The 238-nt window shown below is 50.0% G+C and carries 1 protein-coding gene; it reads right to left on the bottom strand.

Annotated features, from left to right (window positions below; translation table 11 throughout):
• Nucleotides 1-238 (bottom strand): TonB-dependent receptor (locus KVT36_RS32150; protein ID WP_217607503.1); only part of this gene is annotated, 238 nt, incomplete at both ends.

Here is a 238-nt window from a genome sequence, read left to right as displayed (position 1 = left end):
CCACATTCAGCAACGCACCATTATAACCGGATGCGCGGGAGATAGCGGAACGCACAATATCTTTTGTTGTTTTACGGTCGAAGATTGTAAGGTCAAGGCCTAAACGGTGGTTCAGGAACTGCGCTTCCAAACCTGCCTCAAAGGTAGTAGAGGTTATGGGTTTCAGCGATGAATTGGTTACCAGTATTACGTTATTGGAAGTGGTAACCTGCTGGACCGGATGGCCCAGGTGGCCGCC

It is taken from the genome of Chitinophaga sp. GbtcB8, from assembly GCF_019091455.1.
GTDB lineage: Bacteria > Bacteroidota > Bacteroidia > Chitinophagales > Chitinophagaceae > Chitinophaga.
This window is presented reverse-complemented; position numbering and strand designations above follow the sequence as displayed.